This window comes from Vitreimonas flagellata (genome assembly GCF_004634425.1).
In the GTDB taxonomy this organism is placed as follows: domain Bacteria; phylum Pseudomonadota; class Alphaproteobacteria; order Caulobacterales; family Aquidulcibacteraceae; genus Vitreimonas; species Vitreimonas flagellata.
In genome coordinates this window covers 84,115-103,252 of record NZ_SBJL01000002.1, presented here as the reverse complement: position 1 = coordinate 103,252, position 19,138 = coordinate 84,115, and the positions used below count along the sequence as shown (strand labels likewise).

Annotated in this window: 23 protein-coding genes; 14 read left to right on the top strand and 9 right to left on the bottom strand. The window is 62.8% G+C overall.

Going from position 1 to position 19,138, the window contains the following annotated elements; genetic code table 11:
- Positions 1–97 precede the first annotated feature (97 nt).
- Positions 98–1,768, top strand: coding sequence for an energy-dependent translational throttle protein EttA (gene ettA, locus EPJ54_RS08585; protein WP_135211306.1), 1,671 nt, complete (start codon positions 98–100; stop codon positions 1,766–1,768).
- A gap of 84 nt (positions 1,769–1,852) precedes the next feature.
- Here ettA and EPJ54_RS08580 read toward each other — a convergent pair whose 3' ends face one another.
- The gene (locus EPJ54_RS08580) at positions 1,853–2,035 is read right to left on the bottom strand and encodes a hypothetical protein (protein WP_135211305.1); all 183 of its coding nucleotides are present in this window, start codon (positions 2,033–2,035) and stop codon (positions 1,853–1,855) included.
- A 38-nt stretch (positions 2,036–2,073) separates the two neighbouring features.
- Here EPJ54_RS08580 and EPJ54_RS20415 point away from each other — a divergent pair, with 38 nt between their 5' ends.
- Together EPJ54_RS20415 and EPJ54_RS08570 are read left to right on the top strand one after the other, a co-directional pair.
- Positions 2,074–2,256: a type II toxin-antitoxin system VapB family antitoxin gene (locus EPJ54_RS20415; protein WP_420823039.1), complete on the top strand. Its 183-nt coding sequence runs from the start codon at positions 2,074–2,076 to the stop codon at positions 2,254–2,256.
- 6 nt (positions 2,257–2,262) lie between these two features.
- Positions 2,263–2,637 (top strand): type II toxin-antitoxin system VapC family toxin, encoded by a 375-nt coding sequence (locus EPJ54_RS08570; protein WP_135211304.1) that lies wholly within the window; start codon positions 2,263–2,265, stop codon positions 2,635–2,637.
- Here the strand turns inward: EPJ54_RS08570 and EPJ54_RS08565 are convergent.
- Together EPJ54_RS08565 and EPJ54_RS08560 are read right to left on the bottom strand one after the other, a co-directional pair.
- Entirely contained in the window at positions 2,634–4,463 is a 1,830-nt protein-coding gene (locus EPJ54_RS08565) for a DUF885 domain-containing protein (RefSeq protein WP_135211303.1), read from the bottom strand. The genes EPJ54_RS08570 and EPJ54_RS08565 overlap by 4 nt on opposite strands.
- An 84-nt stretch (positions 4,464–4,547) precedes the next feature.
- The gene (locus tag EPJ54_RS08560; RefSeq protein WP_135211302.1) at positions 4,548–5,723 is read right to left on the bottom strand and encodes a thiolase family protein; all 1,176 of its coding nucleotides are present in this window, start codon (positions 5,721–5,723) and stop codon (positions 4,548–4,550) included.
- 190 nt (positions 5,724–5,913) lie between these two features.
- Here EPJ54_RS08560 and EPJ54_RS08555 point away from each other — a divergent pair, with 190 nt between their 5' ends.
- Positions 5,914–6,162: a DUF7662 domain-containing protein gene (locus EPJ54_RS08555; RefSeq protein WP_135211301.1), complete on the top strand. Its 249-nt coding sequence runs from the start codon at positions 5,914–5,916 to the stop codon at positions 6,160–6,162.
- 57 nt (positions 6,163–6,219) lie between these two features.
- Here EPJ54_RS08555 and EPJ54_RS08550 read toward each other — a convergent pair whose 3' ends face one another.
- On the bottom strand, positions 6,220–6,786 hold the full coding sequence (locus EPJ54_RS08550; RefSeq protein WP_135211300.1) for an outer membrane protein: 567 nt from the start codon (positions 6,784–6,786) through the stop codon (positions 6,220–6,222).
- 158 nt (positions 6,787–6,944) lie between these two features.
- On the opposite strand from EPJ54_RS08550, the gene EPJ54_RS19805 reads away from it, so the two are divergent.
- The 4 genes from EPJ54_RS19805 to EPJ54_RS08535 all read left to right on the top strand — a co-directional run bounded on the left by EPJ54_RS19805 (position 6,945) and on the right by EPJ54_RS08535 (position 10,475).
- Positions 6,945–7,085 carry a hypothetical protein gene (locus EPJ54_RS19805; RefSeq protein WP_167755647.1) on the top strand — a complete coding sequence of 47 codons (141 nt, stop codon included), beginning with the start codon at positions 6,945–6,947 and terminating at the stop codon, positions 7,083–7,085.
- 88 nt (positions 7,086–7,173) lie between these two features.
- Positions 7,174–7,734 (top strand): hypothetical protein, encoded by a 561-nt coding sequence (locus EPJ54_RS08545; protein ID WP_135211299.1) that lies wholly within the window; start codon positions 7,174–7,176, stop codon positions 7,732–7,734.
- 79 nt (positions 7,735–7,813) lie between these two features.
- Positions 7,814–9,880: a S46 family peptidase gene (locus tag EPJ54_RS08540; protein WP_135211298.1), complete on the top strand. Its 2,067-nt coding sequence runs from the start codon at positions 7,814–7,816 to the stop codon at positions 9,878–9,880.
- A 214-nt stretch (positions 9,881–10,094) separates the two neighbouring features.
- Positions 10,095–10,475 carry a hypothetical protein gene (locus tag EPJ54_RS08535; RefSeq protein ID WP_135211297.1) on the top strand — a complete coding sequence of 127 codons (381 nt, stop codon included), beginning with the start codon at positions 10,095–10,097 and terminating at the stop codon, positions 10,473–10,475.
- Here the strand turns inward: EPJ54_RS08535 and EPJ54_RS08530 are convergent.
- From EPJ54_RS08530 to EPJ54_RS08520, 3 genes are all read right to left on the bottom strand, one after another.
- Positions 10,456–11,406, bottom strand: coding sequence for an alpha/beta hydrolase (locus tag EPJ54_RS08530; RefSeq protein WP_135211296.1), 951 nt, complete (start codon positions 11,404–11,406; stop codon positions 10,456–10,458). The two genes, EPJ54_RS08535 and EPJ54_RS08530, sit on opposite strands and share 20 nt — an antisense overlap.
- Complete coding sequence (locus EPJ54_RS08525) at positions 11,406–11,810, bottom strand: EVE domain-containing protein (protein ID WP_135211295.1); 405 nt, start codon at positions 11,808–11,810, stop codon at positions 11,406–11,408. The genes EPJ54_RS08530 and EPJ54_RS08525 overlap by 1 nt, the downstream gene beginning before the upstream one ends.
- Positions 11,811–11,871: 61 nt before the next feature.
- Entirely contained in the window at positions 11,872–12,276 is a 405-nt protein-coding gene (locus EPJ54_RS08520) for a hypothetical protein (protein WP_135211294.1), read from the bottom strand.
- 76 nt (positions 12,277–12,352) lie between these two features.
- Here EPJ54_RS08520 and EPJ54_RS08515 point away from each other — a divergent pair, with 76 nt between their 5' ends.
- Both EPJ54_RS08515 and EPJ54_RS08510 read left to right on the top strand, forming a co-directional pair.
- Complete coding sequence (locus EPJ54_RS08515; protein WP_239590829.1) at positions 12,353–13,327, top strand: ABC transporter ATP-binding protein; 975 nt, start codon at positions 12,353–12,355, stop codon at positions 13,325–13,327.
- Between the two features lie 5 nt (positions 13,328–13,332).
- Positions 13,333–14,769: an ABC transporter permease gene (locus EPJ54_RS08510; RefSeq protein WP_135211293.1), complete on the top strand. Its 1,437-nt coding sequence runs from the start codon at positions 13,333–13,335 to the stop codon at positions 14,767–14,769.
- Here the strand turns inward: EPJ54_RS08510 and EPJ54_RS08505 are convergent.
- Positions 14,766–15,317, bottom strand: coding sequence for a cupin domain-containing protein (locus tag EPJ54_RS08505; RefSeq protein ID WP_239590828.1), 552 nt, complete (start codon positions 15,315–15,317; stop codon positions 14,766–14,768). The genes EPJ54_RS08510 and EPJ54_RS08505 overlap by 4 nt on opposite strands.
- Before the next feature lies 1 nt (position 15,318).
- Complete coding sequence (apaG, locus tag EPJ54_RS08500) at positions 15,319–15,714, bottom strand: Co2+/Mg2+ efflux protein ApaG (protein ID WP_135211292.1); 396 nt, start codon at positions 15,712–15,714, stop codon at positions 15,319–15,321.
- A gap of 82 nt (positions 15,715–15,796) precedes the next feature.
- Here apaG and EPJ54_RS08495 point away from each other — a divergent pair, with 82 nt between their 5' ends.
- The 4 genes from EPJ54_RS08495 (at position 15,797) to EPJ54_RS08480 (ending at position 19,123) form a co-directional block, all read left to right on the top strand.
- On the top strand, positions 15,797–16,813 hold the full coding sequence (locus EPJ54_RS08495) for a 2'-deoxycytidine 5'-triphosphate deaminase (protein ID WP_420823038.1): 1,017 nt from the start codon (positions 15,797–15,799) through the stop codon (positions 16,811–16,813).
- Between the two features lie 275 nt (positions 16,814–17,088).
- A complete protein-coding gene (locus EPJ54_RS08490; protein ID WP_135211290.1) occupies positions 17,089–17,997 on the top strand; it encodes a hypothetical protein in 909 nt (302 codons plus the stop codon).
- Positions 17,994–18,209, top strand: coding sequence for a helix-turn-helix transcriptional regulator (locus EPJ54_RS08485; RefSeq protein WP_135211289.1), 216 nt, complete (start codon positions 17,994–17,996; stop codon positions 18,207–18,209). Before EPJ54_RS08490 ends, EPJ54_RS08485 begins: the two co-directional genes overlap by 4 nt.
- A 32-nt stretch (positions 18,210–18,241) precedes the next feature.
- On the top strand, positions 18,242–19,123 hold the full coding sequence (locus tag EPJ54_RS08480) for a TraB/GumN family protein (protein ID WP_167755646.1): 882 nt from the start codon (positions 18,242–18,244) through the stop codon (positions 19,121–19,123).
- Positions 19,124–19,138: the final 15 nt, after the last annotated feature.

Below are 19,138 nucleotides of genomic sequence, written 5' to 3'. Positions count from 1 at the left end.
CGGCGCCTTGGCGGTAAAAGCCCGCGCCAGTCGTCTCGACGGCTGGCGCGGGCGTCGCTATATCCCGCGCTCCCATTTCCCACAGGAACGCGAATCCATGGCGCAGCAGCCGGCGCAGTACATTTTCTCGATGCAGGGCCTGACCAAGGCCTATCCGGGCGGCAAGAAGGTGTTCGAGAACATCTGGCTGTCGTTCTTCCCGGACGCGAAGATCGGCGTCGTCGGCGTCAACGGCTCGGGTAAGTCCACGCTGCTGAAAATCATGGCCGGCATGGACAAGGATTTCACTGGCGAAGCCAAGCCCTTGGCCGGCACCAAGATGGGCTATCTCGAGCAGGAGCCGCAGCTCGATCCGAAGCTCAACGTGCGTGAGAATGTCGAGAGCTGGTGCGAAGAAAAAAAGCTCGTCACCCGCTTCAACGAAGTGAGCATGGAAGTCGGCGAGAATTACACCGACGAACTCATGGAAGAGATGACCAAGCTCCAAGAGCAGATCGATGCGTCGGACGCGTGGGACATTGATTCCAAAATCGACATGGCGATGGATGCGCTGCGCTGTCCGCCGGACGATAGCGGCGTGGAAAAGCTCTCAGGCGGTGAACGCCGCCGTGTTGCGCTCTGCCGCTTGTTGTTGGCAAAGCCTGACATGCTGCTGCTCGACGAACCGACCAACCATTTGGACGCCGAAAGCGTCGCGTGGCTGCAGCATCACTTGGAAGCGTTTCCGGGCTGCGTGATCCTTGTCACGCACGATCGCTACTTCCTCGATCAAGTGACGAAGTGGACGCTCGAACTCGATCGCGGCAAGGGCAATCCGTACGAGGGCAATTATTCGGCCTGGCTCGAAGCCAAGGCCAAGCGCGCCGAGCAAGAGCAAAGCGAAAGCGCGGAACGCAAGAAGGCGTTGGCGCGCGAATTGGAATGGGTGCGCCAATCGCCGAAGGCCCGCCAAGCCAAGTCGAAAGCGCGCCTCACGCGCTACGAGGAAATGGCGGCCGAGGCCGAGCGCGAAAAGCAAACCTTCGCGACCATCCAAATTCCGCCAGGTCCGCGCCTGGGCCAGAACGTCATTCAGTTCGACGGGCTGAAGAAGGGCTTTGGCGATAAGCTCTTGATCGACGGGCTCACCTTCAAACTTCCGCCGGGCGGCATCGTCGGCATCATCGGCCCCAACGGCGCCGGCAAATCGACGCTCTTCCGCATGATCACCGGCCAGGAAAAACCGGACGAGGGCACGATCACGATTGGCGAAAGCGTGAAGCTCGGCTTCGTCGATCAATCGCGCGATGCGCTCGATGACAAGAAGACGATCTGGGAGGAAATCTCAGGCGGCCTCGATATTCTCACCATCAATGGCCGCGATGTGCCGTCGCGCGCTTACGTGTCGAGCTTCAATTTCAAAGGTTCGGATCAGCAGAAGAAGGTCGGGCTGCTCTCGGGCGGTGAACGCAATCGCGTCCACCTCGCCAAGACATTGCTCACCGGCGCCAACGTGCTGCTGCTCGACGAACCGACCAACGACCTCGACGTCGAAACGCTGCAATCGCTCGAAGCCGCGCTCGAAGATTTCGCCGGCTGCGCCGTCGTCATCAGCCACGATCGCTGGTTCTTGAACCGCTTGGCCACGCACATTCTAGCCTTCGAAGGCGATAGCCACGTTGAGTGGTTCGAAGGCGATTTCGACAGCTACGAAGCGGACAAGATGCGGAGACTCGGTGTGACGGAAATTATTCCGAGCCGGGTGAAGTTTCAGAAGTTTGGGCGTTAGTCGTCGGCGGACTTGCTGAGCAGGCGCTGGCGCAGCGTGTCGCGCGCGGCGTTCACAGCGCCGGCAGCGCCCGATGTGGCAGCGCTAAAGCGTTGAGTTTGCGTTGGCGAGCAATTGCAACAACTCCGGGCTTGCCTTGGCGCTGATGTGGGCGTTCGTGCGTTTGTACTTTATGCGCCCAAGCAGGTCGCGCTCGAACTCTTGTTCGAGTCCGTAGGATACGATTACGCCCCAAAGCCTTGCTGAGCTGTCTGGTGTATCGGCCATATCCGCCTCGTTTTTAACGCTGTCTAGCGCAACGGCCGATCGGCCGACTTGCCAACTTCGCGAATGTCGATGCCTTCGCCCCAACCCAAATAGCTCGAATTGCCGCCGCCAGCGGCGTGGCGCTGAAAGCGCTGATCGAGCGGGAGAGCGCGCGCCGGCTTGCGCGCCTGGGTGGCAGCGATCCCAAGGCCAAAGCGCCGCCGCGTCGCCGGCCAGGTTAAGCACGTATGATCCTGGTCGATACTTCGGTCTGGATCGACCATCTGCGCGCCGCCGACCCGCAACTGGCAGGGCTGCTTAATCGCAACGAAGTGCTGACACATCCTTCCGTGATTGGTGAGATCGCACTTGGCAGCGTCGCAAAGCGCGCCGAAGTGCTGCGCTATCTCAACAATCTGCCGACCGGCGTGAGCGCAACGCACGCTGAGGTCATGGTCTTAATCGAACGTCACAAGCTTGCCAACACCGGCCTTGGCTATGTGGACGCAGGATTGCTTGCCTGTGCCGCGCTCACACCTGGCGCAGCACTTTGGTCGCGCGACAAGAACCTCCGCGCGGCGGCAGTCCGTTATGGCATGGCGCCGAAGATCGCGCTGCCTTAGCGCGCCCCCGCCACATACGCAGCGATCACGCGCCCCAGCACCGTCATCGGCACGTTGCCGCCGGTGACGACGGCGTCGTTGAACGCTTTGAAATCGTAGTGTTCGCCCAACGCGCTTTGCGCGCCGGTGCGGAGGCGGTTGATCGTGGAATGGCCGACTTTGTAGCCGCAGGCTTGGCCGGGCCATGTGCAATAGCGATCGACTTCGCCGCGCACGTCTTCCGGATTGGAGCCGTTCTCGCGCGCGAAAAATTCGACGCCTTGCTCACGCGTCCAACGCTTCGAGCCCGCGTGCAAACCAGTATCGACCACCAAGCGGCACGCGCGGAACGCGAGCGATTGTAGATAGCCGAGGCGCCCGACGGGGAAATCCTCGTACACACCCAATTCGTCCGCGATCTGTTGCGCGTAAAGCGCCCAGCCTTCGCTGTAGGCGTTGAAGCCGAGCAGCGAGCGAATGAGCGGCTGGCGGAACGTGTATTCGCCTTGCCAGACGTGGCCGGGGATCGCCTCGTGATAGGTGAGGTCGGCCAGATCGAATTTCGTGTGCAGCGATGTCGAGCGCAGATTGATCCAGAAATGGCCGGGCTCGCTGCCGTCGATCGTGCCGGCGCCGCCATAGGCGCCCGGCGCGCCAGCTTCCACGTCCGGCGAAATGCGCACGACTTCAAGATAGCCGCGCACCAGCGTGTTGAACGCGCGCGGCAGGCGCGTGCGAATGTCGGCGATGCGTTCTTCGATGAAGGCCATGATCTCGGCGCGGCCGGGATCGCCTTCAGCGAATTGGTAGCGCGGATCGGCGCCGAGGGCGGTCATGCGCGCGCCGACGCTGCCTTCAGTATAGCCGATTGAGCGCAGGATCGGGTCCATCTGCGCATGCAGCGAACGCAATTCGTCAAGGCCCATTTCGTGGACCTCTTCTGGCGTCATCGCCGTCGTCGTGCCCGCGCGCAGCGCCCACGCATAATATTCCTCGCCCTGCGGCAAATCCCAAACGCCGGCATTGCCGTTGGCTTGCGGCTGCAACGCTTCCAGCGCCGCGATCTGGCGATCCAGCGCCGGCGCGATGCGGCTTTGCGCGATGCGCGCCGCGTCCGTCGCGTAGGCGCTGGAGAGATTGGCGCTGGCCGCGCGTGTGGCGAGCGACGTCACCACGCCCCACTGCGTAATGGGCGCAGCACGGCTGGTGCGCAATTGCTGTAGCGTCTTGTCGAGCAGGAAGTTCGGCAGCACGACGCCACGGCCGCCATCGGCGCGCACGCGTGCGGTCTCGCCGTCGAGCTGACGCGCATAGGCTTCCATGCGTTCGAGATACGCGTCCGCGTCGTCCGCCGTGTTGATCGAATGGCTGGAGTCGAGGAACGAGGGGATTTCGACGAACGCGCCGACGTTCTGCGCCACCGCGTAAGGCGTATTGCGATAGGACCAATTGCTGTTCAGCACAGCCACATCGCCATACGGAAATTCGAAGCCCTCGGACGCCAGTTCAAACGCGGTGCGCACGACATCAATGTCGAGTTTCTTCTCTGCGCTGAGCGCATCCATATCGATGCGCCGCAATTGGCCGAGTGTTGCGCGCACATGACCCTTGATCATGCGCTGGCCGGCGGCGGAGCGATTGTCGAGGCGCGACCGCAACCGCGCGCGGCCATCCTTGTCGACGCCCGCGCCCGTGGCGCTGGTGGGATAATCGCTCAGCAATTGCTCGGTGATGCGGCCAAGCAGGCGATCGGCGGCGGCGTCGCCCGTTTGCGCTTCGGCGGGCAGGGCGGCGAGCGCGAGCGTGGCGGCGCCGCCTTGCAATAAAGCGCGGCGATTGAACGTCATGGATGATCCCCCGAAAACGTGTGCGTGATCAAACGGCCGCCGCAGCGCGGGTCAAGGGGTAAGCGATGGAACGGTGCGTGTGGACTACCGTTCCAGCAGCGCCGCCGTCGCCATGCCGCCTGCGGTGCAGACGCCGATGATGGCGCGTTTGGCGTTGCGACGGCCGAGCTCCATCAGCGTGGAGCCCAGATAGCGAATGCCGCTCATGCCGTACGGGTGGCCGAGCGCGATCGCGCCGCCATTCACATTGGTGCGCTCCCACGGCGTGTTGAGTTGGCGCTGATTGTAGAGCGTTGTGACCGCGTACGCTTCGTGTAATTCCCAGAGATCGACGTCAGCGGCGTTCACGGCGTTCTGCTTCATGAGCCTCTGAATCGCGGGCGTGATGGCGATGCTCATTTCTTCGGGATGCACTGAGCCCAGCGCGTAGCCGCGCCAATAGCCCAAGATCGGCAAGCCGCGTTGCGCGGCGAGGTCTGCGTCCATCATCACGACCGCCGCCGCGCCATCTGAGAGTTGCGAGGCATTGCCCGCCGTTGTCGTGCCGCCATCATACACCGGCTTGAGCGACGCGAGTTTCTCAAGCGTGGTGTCAGGGCGGGGGCCTTCGTCGTGATCGAGTGTCACGTCCACGATCTTGCTCTCGCCGCTCGCCCTATCCGTCACTTTCGTCTTCGTGGTGATCGGCACTATCTCTTGCGCGTACACGCCCTTGGCGTTCGCGGCGGCGACGCGCCCCTGACTCATCACCACGTATTCATCGAGATCGTTGCGACTGATCTTGTATTTCTCGGCGACGAAATCCGCCGTCTGGTTCATGGTCCACCACACAGCGGGCATGACTTGTTGGAGCGGCTCGTAGAAGAAGCCGTTGAAGTTCAAATTGAACTGCACCAGCGAAATGCTCTCCACGCCGCCGGCAAGCCCGCAGGCAATCTCACCACGCGCGATTGCGTTGGCCACGAAAGACGCCGCACTCAGGCCAGAGCCGCAATAGCGGTTCACCGTGATGCCCGGCACGCCGACGCCAAAGCCTGCATGAAGTGCGGCATTGCGCGCGACATTGTGGCCAGTGGCGCCTTCCGGCAGGCCGCAGCCCAGCACGACATCTTCGATCTCGCCCGCTTCGATCTTCGCCCGTGCGACGGCTTCTTTCATGACATGTGCCGCCAGTGGGATGCCGTGCGTCTGGTTCAGCGCGCCGCGTTGCGCTTTCGCGATCCCGGTGCGGCAATAGCTGACGATGGCGACGTCTTTCATGGGCGAACTCCTCTGGTTCTTTATCTGGGCTGGTCCTTGCGACTTCGCAATCATCCCGAAGGATGAGCGCCGCCGACTGCAAGACTCGTTGCGCACCCCCTGTGCATAAGTGGCAAATCAGTTCATCGTTTGCTCCCGTTGGCATCGTTGCGTCACCGATACGCGCGATGCGCTGCGGGAGAGGAAGGACATGCGCAAGTACGCGGCGCTGCAATCTCATCTCAGTCGGCGCAATGGTCGCCCTGAGATGCTTACCTTCGAAGATATCGAGAACATCATCGGCGCACCGTTGCCGCAGAGCGCGGTGAAGCACCGGTCGTTCTGGGCCAATGACAATCAGGACCACCACACCCACGCGCGCTCCTGGATGCGCGCCGGCTATCGCGTGGCCTACGTTGATCGCGACCAGAAAGTGATCCGGTTCGAACGGACGCGCTGACAGAAAAAGCCCCGCGACTTTCATCGCGGGGCTTTGTGTTTGCGCCGACCCTACAGGTCAGTTCAGATTCATGCGTGCGCCCAAGGCCCAATTGTGCCCGTTGTGCTCCCATTCGTCGCCGTCGCCCGAGGCGTCTTCGAATAGGTCTTGGTAGCGATATTCGCCAAAGATCGAGAAGCGGTCGCCCAGGGGCACGCGCACGCCGCCGATCAATTGATAGGCGGCTTGTGCGTCACCCTCTGATTCATCCGACGAATTTTCATAGGTAACCCACGCGAGGCCCAACCCGCCGCCCACGTAAGGGGTGAAGCCGCCAAGCGAGAAATTGCGCGTCGCGTTCGCCATCAAGCGATACTCGTGCGTGTTGTTCGGATTGCAGCAGGAATATTCCATTTCGTCGTAGGAAAACTCGCCCTCCACGTCCCAATTGGTCCACATCGACGTGCCGACCGACACGGCGGCGTTCCAGCCGTCGTCCACGTCGTAGTCACCGCCGTTCCAGCTCAGCGAGTCCTGCGTTGTAAGGCCCGCGCTGCCTTCGACGTACATTTGTGCTTGTGCAGGTGCGAACGCCGCGCCCGCCATCAAGGCCGCCAAGCTCGCGATTCCAAGAAGCTTTTTCATTGGTCCATCCCCTTAAGCGCGCCAGCGCGCGCGGGTCTCTCGCGGTGCGAACTGTACGCCGATGCAATGGTGGCGCGAGATGCATTCCAACGCGCGTGTTCGTTCTTGTGGAGACGGTGCGCGGTTGCAACAGTGCGTAAAATGACCGGGAGGCGAAATTGCGAAAACTGATCCTGGCGCTGGCGTCCCTGGTGGTGCTGGCGGGCTGCATGTCGACCTTGCAGGGCGCTTACGACGAGCGCCGCGAGCAGGAGTGCGAGCAAGAGAATTACGGCCGCGACCGGATCAATTGCCGGTAGCCGCATCTATTTGACCGGAGGGATGCATCTCTTCCAGTAAGGGCGCGCCAGCGTATGCTTGGCCGCGGGTGGCGACGGGAGATTGCGAATGCGTTGGTTGGTTGCGGTTCTGGCGTTGGGCTTGGCGGCCTGTGACGTTTCCACGGACGTCTCTTCGGGTTCGGAAACGGCGTCCTCCGACACGTACACGATCGAGATCCGCGCAGATGAGATGGTGCAGACCTATCTCATCACCACGCCAGACGGCCGCACGGTCGGCGCGCGCGCGGCGGAGGGCGCGTCCGCGCTCTTGGACGGCACACGCGCGCAAGCGCTCGCCGCCGAGGCGCCGCCGCAGAACGAAGAATTGCCGCAACGCGTCGCGATCCGCTTGCCGGGCTTTGAGATGACCGTCGCCGGCGAGGACGAGGGCGCAGAAGGCGACAGCGGCCAAGTGCGGATTTCCGTCGGCGGCGGCGATGGTCAGCACGTCACGGTGAACGCTGATGAAGGCGGGCCGGGCGAAGCCGATGATCGCGCCTATGTCCGCATTACTGGCGCGGATGCTGATGCTGTCCGCGATTTCATTGCGGAGCAGGAAGAATTGTCCGCCGAGGTGAAGCAGCAATTGCTGACGGAACTCGCGCTGACGCCTGTAGCTGAGAACTAAGTTCCAAACGCCGCCGCGCGCTTGATCGAGCACGCGGCTTTGCGTTCTGTTCTCGCCAACACGAATCGTTGGGGGCGAGATGCGCCAGAATTTGCGCGCGGCCACGGCCGTTTTTGGAATCCTCGGTTTGGCTGCCGCACCCAGCACGCAAGCCGAAGAGGGCATGTGGACATTCGACAATTTTCCCAGCGCGCGCATGCAAAGCGAGTTCGGCTGGGCGCCGGACCAAGCGTGGCTTGATCGCGCGATGGCGGGCACGGCGCGTTTGCCCGGCTGCTCCGCCTCGAACGTGAGCGCGAACGGTTTGATGCTCACGAACCACCATTGCGTGATTTCGTGCGTCACCGCGCTCTCCACAGCCGACAGCAATTTCATCACGTACGGCTTCGGCGCGCGCAGTCGCGAGGAAGAGCGCCAATGCCCGAACATGAGCGTGCAGGTGCTGCAGGGCATTAGCGATGTTACCGAGCGGATCAGCGCAGCGACTGCGGGGGCCGCGGCTGAAGGCTTCGCGCAGGCGCGTGACGCAGAGATCGCGCGCATTCAAGCGGAGTGCACGCAAGGGGCGCAACGCTGCGAAGTCGTCGCGCTCTATCAGGGCGGACGCTACGCGCTACATCGCTTTAAGCGCTACGATGACGTGCGCCTGGTGTTCGCACCCGAGCACGGCATGGCGGCGTTTGGCGGCGATACGGACAATTTCAACTTCCCACGCTACGCGCTCGATTTCTCATTCTTGCGTCTCTACGAAAACAATCGCCCCGCCGCGACGCCGAACCATCTGACGATGGATTTCGGGCCGCTGGAGGACGGCGAAGTCGTGCTGATCGCCGGCAATCCGGGCGGCACCTCGCGGCGGCGCACCAGTGCTGAGTTGGCGTTTGAGCGCGATTTCAATTTGCCGTGGCAGATTGCGTCGCTCGCGGAAATTCGCACGCGCGTCGCGGCCTACGCGGCTGAAGGGCCTGATCAATCGCGCATCGCTGCGAGCACGCTGCAATCGGTCGCCAACGCGCACACCGTGCTCGCTGGTCGCCGTCAGGCGCTGGCGGATGCCGCAAGCTTCGCGCGCATCAGTGCGGCCGAGCAAGATTTGCAACAGCGTGTGCGCCGCAACCGCGCCGCGCAGCGCGAAGTGGGCGACGCCTGGGGCGAGATCGCACGCGCTCAAGCAACCTATCGCGCGATGTTCTATCAATACCAATATCTCGAAGCCCGCGCCGGCGAACGCTCGCTTCTGTTCGGCTGGGCGCGCGACATTGTGCGTGGCGCGGCAGAGCGCGAGAAGCCGGATGCGGAGCGCATGCTGCGCTTCACCGACGCGCGCATCGCCAACGTGACACAGAGCATCAACAGCAATCGCCCCGTGACGCCCGAGTTTGAAGAAATTCATCTGGAGTTCTGGCTCTCGCAACTGCGCACACAACTCGCGGCGAATGATCCCGTGGCGCGCCGCGTGCTTGGCGGCGAAACGTCAGAAGCGCTGGCGCGGCGCTTGTCGCAATCGCGCTTGGCCGATCCCGCGTATCGGCGCCAATTGTGGGAGGGGGGCGCGGCCGCTGTTGCGGCGTCGGATGATCCGATGATCGTGTTCGTCCGCGCTTGGGATGGGGATGCGCGTGGCGTGCGCGAGCGTTATGTGACCCAAGTCGAGGGCCCCGTCGCGCGGGCGCACGAGCGCATTGCGCGGGCGCGCTTTCGTGCTTTTGGCTTGGAGCAATATCCTGACGCGACGTTTAGTCCGCGTGTGTCTTACGGTCGGGTCGAAGGCTGGACGGAACCCGGCGGCGCCGCCGTGCCGGCCTTCACGCGGGCGGGCGGGCTTTTTGAGCGTGCGACCGGGCAAGCGCCGTTCGTGCTCAGTCAGCGTTGGATTGACGCGAGGTCGCGGCTCGACGCCAACACGATTTACAATGTCTCGACCAGCACCGACGTCACCGGCGGCAATTCGGGCAGCCCGCTGCTGGACCGCGAAGGTCGCGTCGTGGGCGCGGTGTTCGATGGCAATATGCACTCGCTCGGCGGCGAGTATTTCTACGACGGCGCGCTCAATCGCTCGGTGACGGTCTCTTCCAGCGCCATTCGCATGGCCCTGGGCGACGTCTATGGCATGCGCGCCTTGCTTTCTGAGCTTGGCGGCGAATAGGATGAGAGCACGAGCGGCTTCATTGGGGTGACGTTCGCCCGTGCTCTCGGGCCTTGGCGCGAGATGTTGAGGGATTGGCGGTGCAATCGGGATGCGCCGCCAAATTCTCACGCTTCAGCCAACTTCTGATTTGCAGAAGACTTCACGCCGCTGTGATGTTCAATTCGCGTGAGACGAACGCACACCGCTGCGCGTCTAACGAGGAGAGGCGCGGATGAGTGCGCGGAATATCCAATACGCAATCGCTGCCGTGTTTTTCATTCTGGGCGGCTGGTGTTTGATCGCGCCGCAGAGCGTGATCGATTTGACCATCCGGCCGGACTATCGACCGGACGACGCTATCGCACCGTTGCTGATCGGTTGTTTTGGCGCGCAAGCTTGCATCGCCGGATTGTTTGCCGCGTTCTCGATCTTCACGCGTGCGACGTTCCTAGCTTACGGGATCGGCGTGCTGCCGTTCTTCGGCTTCAACATCTATTTCTATTTTGTCGAGCCGGTGTTCAACGAACTCATCCTGCTCGACGCCGCTGGCAACGCGATCTTCGTCGTGCTCTGCTTCCTCGGCTATCGCCAACTCAGCCAAGCGCCGCGTTGATGAACGCCGCCTGCTTTTGCAGCGACGCGAAGGTCTGCGCGCAGGGAAAGGCGATGAAGCCGTGGCAGGCGCCCGGATAAACATCCAGCTCGGCCTTGTTGCCGGCGACGACCCAGCGATTGTGCATGAAGAGCGTGTCGTCCAGCAGCGCGTCGCGCGTGCCGATGGTGAAGAGCGCCGGGCAAAGGCCGCGCAGATCGGCGTAGAGCGGCGAGAGATGCGGCGCGCGGCGCTCTTCTGGGCCGAGGCCGGGCAGGAACGCTTCGCCGAATTTCTCGATATCGATCGTGCGCAGTATGAGGCGTTCGCCGCCGAAAGCCCGCGCGCTTGGCGTGAGGCCAAGGTCGAAGACGCCGAACACGAGGTTCGCCGCGTGAAATGGCGTCAGGCCGTGTTTGTCGCGCAGGCGCAATAGCGTGAGCGCCGAGAGATGCGCGCCCGCACTTTCGCCTCCAATCACCAGCTTGTCGCCGAAATCGCCGAGATGCTTCACCGCCCAGAGTGCGGCCGCTTCGCAATCGTCTGGCCCCGCCGGGTACGGATTTTCCGGGGCTAAGCGATACTCGACGCTGATGGCGGTGAGTTGCGCGTTGTCGGCGAAATGTTCGAGCAGGCGGTCCTGCTGATCGGCTGCACCAAGCACGTGGCCGCCGCCGTGAATATGCAGATACACGCCCCGCGAGGTTTCAGGCGCCACCACACGCAATTTGATCTTGCCGGCCGGGGCGTCGATCTCGATCCAGCGTGCGCGATCAGATTTCGCCGCCGCGGGAAACGCGCCTTCGCCGCGCGCGCGGGCGTCACGCACTTTCTGCGCGCCGACATCCCACCATTCGGCCATGCCGCTCATGGCGGCGACGATGCCTTCGTTGAGGCTACGGGTTTCTGGCGGGATTGAGCTTTCCGCAAACAATGCCGGATCGAGTTTCATCACTTCAGCCCCGCCATCTTGCGCACCTTTTTCCACTCATCCGCCGTGACCGGCTGCACCGAAAGGCGCGAGTTTTTCGCCAGCACCATGTCCGGCAATTCCGCTTTGATCTTCGCCAAGGTCACGGGCGTCTTCACCGGCTCGATAGCCTTGAACTCGACGCACACGAACGTGCCGGCTTTATCTGTCGGATCGGGGTAGGCCTCTTTGACCACCTCACTCACGCCAACGATCTCCTTGCCTTCGTTGGAATGATAGAAGAAGGCCTTGTCGCCTTTCTTCATGGCGTTCAGGTGCGTCTTGGCTTGGTGATTGCGCACGCCTGTCCAGGCGTCGGCGCCTTTCTTCACATGCTGATCCCAGGACCACGTGTCCGGTTCGCTCTTGATCAACCAATAGGCCATGTACGCTCCGCGATTTCGCGAAGCGGAATGTAACGGCGCGAAGCGCCGAGGCTAGCGCTTTCTAGCTGGGCGCTGGACGTCCCAAGCGCGCGCCGAAAAAGCCAGCGAGCGGAACGCACACCACCGACGCGATGAGCATCCACATGGGATGCGGAATGAAAGCGAGATTGAGCGCCGTTGCCGCAAAGAGCAGGGCGCCGACGAGCCAGCCGGCCCACACGCGTCCGGCGACTTTGGCCGCGACGAATGCGCCAAGGCCGGCCGCGATTGTCCACGCCAGCGGCAAGCCGAGCAAAGCTGGCAGCGGCGCCGTCTCAAGATAGGCGCGCACAGCCCCCGGGTTGGTGACGTTCAGCTCTTCGGGCGGCGGCCAGAGCTGGTGGTTGAGCAATTCGCCGCCGAAGACGACGCCGACGCCGATCGCTAGCCCCAAAACAATCCCAAAGATGATCTTGAGTATAGCCAAGCGCGCCTCCCGAATTCGCGCGAGAGGATTGTACCGTCACGGCGCAGCGTCAATGGTGCGCGAATGGCGACCCGGCTTGATCTTGGAGGCCCAGCCCCCGTACACCTCAGCCCGCATGAATGCCGCGCTTGAAGCAGAAGGCCTGGTCAAGCGCTACGGCGCGCGTACCGCGGTCCAAGATATTTCGTTCAGCGTCCCGCAAGGGGCGATCTATGGCGTGCTCGGGCCGAACGGCGCGGGCAAATCGTCGACATTGCGGATGCTGGTCGGCGTGTTGCGCCCGACCGCGGGCAAGATCACGCTGATGGGCGGCCCGATCTCGCGGCAGACCTTGCAGCGTGTCGGCTATCTGCCGGAAGAGCGCGGGCTCTATCGTTCGATGAGCGCGCGGGGCGCGATTGCGTATCTGGCCCGCCTCAAGGGTACGCCAGCCAGCGTCGCCTATAAGCGCGCCGATGCGCTGCTCGAAGCCCATGGCCTCGGCAAGGTGCGGCGCAAGAAAATCAAGACGCTGTCCAAAGGCATGGCGCAGAAAGTTCAAGTGCTCGCTTCGATAGCGCACGAGCCGGACTTCATCATTTTCGACGAACCCTTCTCCGGCCTCGATCCGGTGAATCAGCGCGTGCTCGAAGAAACCATTCGCGCACAAGCGGCGGCGGGACGCACGATCCTCTTCTCCACGCACGTGATGGAGCACGCTGAGCGCCTGTGCGATCGCATTTTGCTGATCGCACATGGGCAGAAGGCTTTCGAGGGCACGGTGCCGGAAGCTCTGGCGCTGGCGCCGAGCGTGGCGATGTTGGAGACGGACGGCGATTTCGACCTCGCGGAGGTGCTTGGTCCGCGTGGCTTCAACATCGAGTTCGACGGCGAAGAGCACGGCAACAAACGCTGGCGCGCGCGGCTGGAGAACGGCAAGGGTTCGCGCCAATTGCTAGCCGCGTGCGTGGAAGCCGGCGCGCCGCTTTCGCTGTTTGAGCCGGCGCGGGCGAGCTTGCACGAAGCGTTCGTCGCGCTCGTCGGCGACAAAGCCATGCCGGCGGCGGAGTAGGGCGCATGTCTCAGATCCTTCTCGTCGCCCGCCGCGACTACCTCGCTTACGTTGGCGCCTGGGGCTTTTGGCTCTCACTGATCACGGCGCCGCTGATCATCGCGGTGCTGATGTTTGCGCCGATCTTCCTGGCGCGAGCCGAGCCGCCGCGCGTGCTGACGATCTTGGCCGAGCGTGTCGAAGATTTCGGCGCTGTGACGCGGGCATTCGACACGATGGCCTATGACGATGCGCGCCGTGAGGTCAGCGCTTACGTCCAAGCGACGACGCCTGCCATCGCGGTCGAAGCGATGGCTGCGTTCGACGGCGCGCCCAATCGTGCCGCGAGCATTCAAGCGGCGAGACACATCGTGTCCATGCGCGAACCGCGAGCGTTGGCGGCGTTCCCAAGCCCATCGCCACGCTACATCCTTGTCGATCCGCCTGCCGCCAATATCGAAGCGCTGCGCTCGTATCTCGATGGCGCGCAAGCGCTCGGCGACGGCCGCAAACTCTACGGCGCGCTCAATCTGCGCCGTGTCGATGGCGCGCCGCGCATTGAATATTGGAGCGTGAACCTTAGCCACGACGAGCCGTCCAACATCGCACGCCGCGCGTTACGGCTCGAGATGCAGCGCGAGGCGCTGGCCGCGCAAGGCGTCGATCCACGCGAGGCCGAACGCTTGCAAGGGCTTGATCCCAGCGTCACGCAACTCGATCCGCGCCCGAGTGCGGGCGGCACAGGCGAGGTGACGCTGCGCCAACGCGCGCCGAGCTTTGCGGCTTTGGCGCTGGCGTTTGTGCTCTGGAGCGTCGTCTTCTCGGTGGCGAATATGTTGCTCACCGGCGTGATCGAGGAGAAGTCCAACAAGATTCTCGACACGCTGCTCACCAGCGTGACGCCGCTGCAAATGCTGATCGGCAAGCTCCTGGGCGTCGCTGGTGTCAGCGCCACGCTCTTCCTGTTTTGGGGCGCGCTAGGCGGCACGCTGCTTTCGATGGCTGCGACCAGCATGGCGGATTCCTTCGTCGGCCAGATCGCGGCAGCCTTCATCGAGCCGCGCTTGATCGCCGCTTTCGCGATCGGTTTCGTCGCGGGCTATCTCATGTACGGCGCGATTTTCCTGGCGCTGGGTTCGCTGTGTGAATCAATTCAAGAGGCGCAGACTTTGCTAGGCCCCGTAGCGCTGGTGCTCGCCATGCCGATGATGCTGATCACGCCGGCGCTGGATAACCCGAACGCGCCCATCATCGAGATGGCGTCCTGGGTGCCTATTTTCACGCCGTTCCTGTTGCTGATCCGCGCGCCGGCCGGGCTGCCGTGGATCGAGATCGCCGGCATGGGCGCGATGATGTTTGGCGCGGTGATCGTGATCTTGCTGCTCGCCGCGCAAATCTTCCGCGCTGGCGTCGTCAACCAGCTTAGCGTGTCGACGCTGTTCGGGCGTAAGGCAAAGGGCTAAGCCAATTCGCGGTCGATCAAAACGGCAAGCAATAGCGCTGGGCCGTTGTGGGCGGTCCAGGCGTGGCTTGTGCCGCGCTGGATGACGACTTGGCCGGGCTTTAGTCGCGCTTCGCTGTCATCGAGGATGAGCGAGGCTTCGCCGCTGATCAGGCAGATGATGTCGATTGAATCCGTTTGGTGCATCGCCGGATGGCGATCCTGGTCGCGCAAATGGTCGCCGGCGCCAAATTGTGTGAAGCGTTCGCGCGCGGCGGCTTTGATCAGTTCCGGCGGCGCACCGGGCGGTGTCGGCTCGATCACGAACCAGCGCACTTTTGCTTTGCCTTTGTCGGGCGAAAGGATCGGCGTGCGCTCGCCGCGGTCTGTGGCGTCTTTCGCGTTGAGCGTTTCGCCAAGCGCTTCGTGCCAAATCTCGTAGAGCCCGCCCAGACCCGGCGCGCCGATCTCGCTGGAAGGCGGACCGTCGACAATCACGAGGGATCGCCCGTCTGCGCCTTCGCCCGTGATTACGCGTCGCATCGCATCTTCGAAGGCGGGATGGCTCATCTCAATTCACCATTTTTGTGTTGTGTGGAGAGTCCAAAGCAAAGAGCGGCACGGCGATATCGAAACTGCCGCCGTCGCCAATCCGTGTCATCGAATAGGCGCCCATCATCACGCCGGACGGCGCGCCGAGCGGCGCCGCGCTCGTGTAGCGAAAGCGTTCGCCAGGACGCAGCGTCGGCTGCTTGCCGACCACGCCTTCGCCGCGCACTTCTTGTGTGTGGCCGTTCTCATCCGTGATGCGCCAAAAGCGCGAGATGAGCCGCACGGTATCTTCCGAGCGGTTTTCGATTTCGATCGTGTAGGCCCAGACGTAGCGGTTTTCCTCTGGCTTGGATTCATCCGCCAAAAATTGCGGCTCGACCCGCACCACCAAACCCGATGTTTCTTGTTCGTACATGGGGGCTGTTCTAGCCGAGGCGGCGGCGCTGGACAAAGGGCGCTGGGCGGGCCAGCTAGGGCGTCCGCTAGGGCAATCGAGGATTATCGTGGCCAATACGCACGGGGTTCTATCCGATACCGAAATAAAAAAGGCGATCAGCCAAGGCTGGATCGCGGCGGACGCGCCATTCCTGCACGACCAAATCCAGCCGGCGAGCCTCGATCTGCGCTTGGGCGAAACCGCCTACCGGCTGCGCGCGAGCTTTCTGCCGGGCGCCGGCGCCAAAGTGCAAGATCGCCTCGATGGCGAATTGGTCATGCACAAGATCGATTTGACGCAGGGCGCGGTGTTGGAAACGGGCTGCGTCTATCTTGTACAAGTTCAAGAAGAACTCGCGCTGCCCGCGCACATTCATGGCGCCGCCAATCCGAAAAGCTCGACGGGCCGCGTCGATGTGTTCACGCGCCTCATCACCGATGGCGCGCAATCGTTCGACTATATTCCGATGGGCTATCAAGGGCCGATGTGGGCGGAGATTTCGCCGTGCACATTTTCCGTGTTGGTGCGCACGGGCGCACGGCTGAGTCAGGTGCGTCTGCGGCGGGGGCCGCCGCATCCCAAGCGTGAGATCGATTTCACCATGGATCTTTCGCTGAAGGGGCCAGTCGGTTTCCGCGGCAAGCGCCACGCAGGCGTGATCGATGTCGACCGCATCGGCGGTTACGATCCGCGCGATTTTTGGGAGCCGATGGAGGCGCGCCGCGGCCGGCTCGTGCTTGATCCCGGTGAATTCTATATTTTTGCGTCGAAGGAAAATGTGCTGATCCCGGTGGATGAAGCGGCGGAGATGGCGCCCATTCGGCCGGAACTCGGCGAGTTTCGGGCGCACTATGCGGGCTTCTTCGATCCGGGCTTCGGCATCGCGCCGCACGAGGGCCGCGCCGTGCTGGAAGTGCGATCGCGCGACGTGCCCTTCATCGTCGAGGATGGCCAACCGGTCGGCAAACTTGTCTTTGAACCGCTCTCGGGGCCGGTTGAGCGGCTCTACGGTGAGGCAGGGTCGAATTATCAGGGCCAGGGCCTGAAGCTCTCCAAGCACTTTGCCCCCTGGCGCTGAGTGGAAAAACGTAAAGCAGATTAGCCACTTAGACAAAAAGGTGCGTCTTTTGGGAAAAGAATCGCGTCTTTTTGGAAAACATACTTGACATCTCGCTGCCGAGCATGACAAATACCCTTGTCACTTTGACAAAGGGGTTTGCCATGAAAGTTCAATTCGCCACCAAGTTCGCCAACCTAGTCCTTGCCGCGGTGCTGCTCGCGCCCGTCGCGTTCGCGGTGCTGCAGCAGGCGTCGCTGGTGCTCGCCTAAGTCCGCGTTGTTCGGAGAAACACGATGAGTTCGTCCACCCCAACCGCGCCACGACAGAACACGTACGGCGTTGTCACACTTGGCTTATTGGCTGCGGCGATGGTCGCCACGGGTGCGCCCGATGCGGAGACCGCGGCCTGGGTCGCGGAACGCGGCGTGCCGACCGCGCTAGCGGTACCCGCCATGTACGTGATCCCGATCTTGGCGATCGTCGCTGCGTTGCTGATCGCCCGGGCGCTCGGACGCGGGCGTCCGTTCTGGCTGCGCTGGACGCTCTACGGCGTGCTTGGCGCCGCCGGCGGCTTCGTCATGGGCTTGTGTCTTGAACTCTTCGCCGGTGTGCCTGGCCTCATCACCGCGCTTGTCGGACCGATGGCCGAAGCAACCATGCTTGATATGTGCCTATGGGTGATCGGCACGATGTGTATCGTGCTGGGCCTCATGATCGGCGGCATAGCGCTGTTCGGGCGCAACGCGGTTGCTGCCTTGCAGGTCGAAGAGACCACCGAGATTGATTTCGAGGATTTGCGCCGCGCCGAGCGCCGGGTGTTCGCGTGGAGCAGCGCGGGGATGTTCGCGCTGGGTGTTGCGTGCTGCGCGCTTGCGGTGATGCGTCAGGCGGAAGCGAGTGCGCTCATCGGCCCGCTGGTGTTCGCGGTTGCCGCGGCGGTGCTCAATGTCGTCTCCAGCTATGTGCTGTGGCGCGGCTTTGACGAAATGCAACGGCGGCATGTTGTGGATGGCTATTCGGTCTCCGCGATTGTCCTGACCGTGGGGTCGTTTGTGTGGGCTCTGCTTGAGCCGCTTGGCTACGCGCCGCCGCTTTCGGCGACGGGTGTCTTTCTTGCGCTGATCTTCGTGCAATTGTTGGCGACGTCCTACGTCGCATCCGCTGCCGTCGGTCAGATAAACGCGGCGGGGAAGCCCGCATGAAAAATCGCCTGAGAGTGCTCCGTGCCGAGCGCGAATGGAGCCAGGCCGATCTCGCCGAAAAGCTCGGCGCATCGCGCCAAACCATTAACGCGATCGAGACAGGCAGGTACGACCCGTCGTTGCCGCTGGCCTTCAAGATCGCGCGTCTATTCGGACTGCATATCGAAGAGATCTTCATTGATGACGAGGGCGTCGCCGAAGCCGCCCGATGAGTCATCCAAGTTCAACACTAAGGAGGGGTAACATGTTTAAGCAAGCAATTCTGGCCTTCACCGCGTTTATGGCAATGTCGTCGCCAGCCGACGCACAGCAATCAATCAATCCGCCGCTCTACGTGGTGCGTGACGCGGACAGCACCATGTATCTCTATGGCACGGTTCACATTCGTCCACGCGGCGCCGATTGGGGCAATGACCGCGTGCGCGCCGCGATCACGGAGTCGCAAGAAGTCTGGACCGAGATTGAGATTTCGCCCGCGGCGGACGCGCAAGCGCAACAATTGGCGATGCAATTGGGCGCCGCCGCGCCGGGCCGACCGCTCTCGAGTTGGCTGAGCGCCGAGGAAAACGCCCAACTTGCCGCGGCGCTGACGGGCATGGGCATTCCGGCGGCTGCGCTTGAAGGCCAAGAGCCGTGGATCGCGGCGCTGACGCTCTCGGTCGTGCCGATGATGCAGGCGGGCTTTGATCCAACGTCGGGTGTTGATCGTCAGGTCGACGTGTTTGCGGAGACAGGCGGCAAGACCATGCGCAGCTTCGAAACGATCGAACAGCAATTGGGCTTCTTCGACAACATGGCGCCCGAGGCACAACGCGAGATGCTGCGCGAAGCCATCGTGCAGGCGCCAGCAGCGGCCGCGATGATCACGCAACTTTCGAATGCGTGGGAAACCGGCGACGAAGCGGCGCTCACCACGCTGGTGATCGAAGAGACGCGGGCGCAGTATCCGGAACTCTACGATTTGATCTTTGTGCAGCGCAACAACGCGTGGATGCAGGTGATCGCAAACGAGCTGAATGGTTCGGGCGTGGACTTTGTAGCTGTTGGCGCCGGTCACTTGTTGGGCGCCGAGGGACTGGTCGCGCAATTGCGGGCGCGGGGCTACACGGTTGAGCGTGTGAACTAATCGACAAAAGGAGCA

Excerpts from the sequence above, each read along its gene's own strand:
- apaG (WP_135211292.1), bottom strand. The coding sequence starts at position 15,714 with ATGTACGAACAAGAAACATCGGGTTTGGTGGTGCGGGTCGAGCCGCAA.
- EPJ54_RS08545 (WP_135211299.1), top strand. The coding sequence starts at position 7,174 with ATGCGTTGGTTGGTTGCGGTTCTGGCGTTGGGCTTGGCGGCCTGTGAC.
- EPJ54_RS08555 (WP_135211301.1), top strand. The coding sequence starts at position 5,914 with ATGCGCAAGTACGCGGCGCTGCAATCTCATCTCAGTCGGCGCAATGGT.
- EPJ54_RS08580 (WP_135211305.1), bottom strand. The coding sequence starts at position 2,035 with ATGGCCGATACACCAGACAGCTCAGCAAGGCTTTGGGGCGTAATCGTA.
- EPJ54_RS08560 (WP_135211302.1), bottom strand. The coding sequence starts at position 5,723 with ATGAAAGACGTCGCCATCGTCAGCTATTGCCGCACCGGGATCGCGAAA.
- EPJ54_RS08510 (WP_135211293.1), top strand. The coding sequence starts at position 13,333 with ATGTCTCAGATCCTTCTCGTCGCCCGCCGCGACTACCTCGCTTACGTT.
- EPJ54_RS08570 (WP_135211304.1), top strand. The coding sequence starts at position 2,263 with ATGATCCTGGTCGATACTTCGGTCTGGATCGACCATCTGCGCGCCGCC.
- EPJ54_RS08505 (WP_239590828.1), bottom strand. The coding sequence starts at position 15,317 with ATGAGCCATCCCGCCTTCGAAGATGCGATGCGACGCGTAATCACGGGC.
- EPJ54_RS08525 (WP_135211295.1), bottom strand. The coding sequence starts at position 11,810 with ATGGCCTATTGGTTGATCAAGAGCGAACCGGACACGTGGTCCTGGGAT.
- EPJ54_RS08535 (WP_135211297.1), top strand. The coding sequence starts at position 10,095 with ATGAGTGCGCGGAATATCCAATACGCAATCGCTGCCGTGTTTTTCATT.
- EPJ54_RS08485 (WP_135211289.1), top strand. The coding sequence starts at position 17,994 with ATGAAAAATCGCCTGAGAGTGCTCCGTGCCGAGCGCGAATGGAGCCAG.
- EPJ54_RS08565 (WP_135211303.1), bottom strand. The coding sequence starts at position 4,463 with ATGACGTTCAATCGCCGCGCTTTATTGCAAGGCGGCGCCGCCACGCTC.
- EPJ54_RS08530 (WP_135211296.1), bottom strand. The coding sequence starts at position 11,406 with ATGAAACTCGATCCGGCATTGTTTGCGGAAAGCTCAATCCCGCCAGAA.
- EPJ54_RS08480 (WP_167755646.1), top strand. The coding sequence starts at position 18,242 with ATGTTTAAGCAAGCAATTCTGGCCTTCACCGCGTTTATGGCAATGTCG.
- EPJ54_RS08550 (WP_135211300.1), bottom strand. The coding sequence starts at position 6,786 with ATGAAAAAGCTTCTTGGAATCGCGAGCTTGGCGGCCTTGATGGCGGGC.
- EPJ54_RS08540 (WP_135211298.1), top strand. The coding sequence starts at position 7,814 with ATGCGCCAGAATTTGCGCGCGGCCACGGCCGTTTTTGGAATCCTCGGT.
- ettA (WP_135211306.1), top strand. The coding sequence starts at position 98 with ATGGCGCAGCAGCCGGCGCAGTACATTTTCTCGATGCAGGGCCTGACC.
- EPJ54_RS08490 (WP_135211290.1), top strand. The coding sequence starts at position 17,089 with ATGAGTTCGTCCACCCCAACCGCGCCACGACAGAACACGTACGGCGTT.